The organism is Vibrio sp. 2132-1 (assembly GCF_033344315.1).
Window position 1 is genome coordinate 1 of the sequence record NZ_JAWPON010000625.1, and the last position, 576, is coordinate 576.

1 protein-coding gene is annotated in these 576 nt (G+C 52.8%); it reads right to left on the bottom strand.

What is annotated here, in order from left to right:
• Nucleotides 1-576, bottom strand: a 576-nt coding sequence (locus tag R8N47_RS27045; RefSeq protein WP_318070427.1) for a tandem-95 repeat protein, incomplete at both ends; no start/stop codon positions are given.

The window sequence follows — 576 nt, forward strand, 5'->3', positions numbered from 1 at the left end:
AATGCTTAACGTATCACCATCGATGTCAGTATCGTTTGGTAGGACATCAATCGTCACTGGCGTGTCTTCGTCAGTAATCGCCGTGTCATTGGTCGCCACTGGCGCATCGTTCACTGGCGTGACATCGACGTTCACCGTGGTGGACTCCGATACCCCACCGGAGGTAACGATGTAGGTGAAGCTGTCTGTTCCGTGATAGTTGTCGTTTGGCGTGTAAGTCACACTGCCGTCAGGGTTGACCGAGACCGTGCCGTTCGCTGGACCGTTGTTGGTATCCAGCGACACCACTTTGTCGTTGCCTTCGAACGTGTCGTTATCTAAAACCTTAATGATGGTTGGCGTGTCTTCCACAACCGTCGCTTTATCTGCCACGATGTCCGCCACTGGCGCTACCGTGAAGTTCACCGTTTGGCTAACGCTTTCACCGCTTGGGTCGGTAGCCGTAAAGGTCAACGCTTCTGAGCCGTTCCAGTCTGCGGTTGGAGTGAACGTAGCAATACCATTGACGATCGCCACTTGAATGTTGCTGTTGCCAGAGATGCTAAACGTTAACTCGCCATCCACGTTATCCACATC